This window comes from Citrobacter sp. Cy070 (genome assembly GCF_030332245.1).
Classification (GTDB): Bacteria; Pseudomonadota; Gammaproteobacteria; order Enterobacterales; family Enterobacteriaceae; genus Citrobacter; species Citrobacter youngae.
The window spans coordinates 1-314 of record NZ_JAOWIG010000011.1 but is presented as its reverse complement, the minus strand read 5'-3'; the positions used below and the strand labels follow the sequence as shown (position 1 = coordinate 314).

Here is a 314-nt window from a genome sequence, read left to right as displayed (position 1 = left end):
TGAATCGCCACAGGTTTAACAGACACCTCAGAGTCATTTAAGATGACTTAAAGAGAGGTGCCCATGAGCGGTAAGCGTTATCCCGAAGAGTTTAAAATTGAAGCGGTAAAACAGGTTGTTGATCGCGGCCATTCTGTTTCCAGCGTGGCAACACGTCTCGGTATCACCACCCACAGTCTTTATGCCTGGATAAAGGCATATGGCCCGGATTCCTCAACCAATAAAGTCCAGTCAGACGCTCAGGCTGAGATCCGACGCCTCCAGAAAGAGCTGAAGCGGGTTACCGACGAACGGGACATATTAAAAAAAGCCGC

At 49.0% G+C, this 314-nt stretch carries 1 protein-coding gene; it reads left to right on the top strand.

Annotated features, from left to right (window positions below; translation table 11 throughout):
• Positions 1–63 precede the first annotated feature (63 nt).
• Positions 64–314: transposase (locus OGY19_RS01750; protein WP_286596192.1), on the top strand; the 251-nt coding region annotated here is incomplete at its 3' end.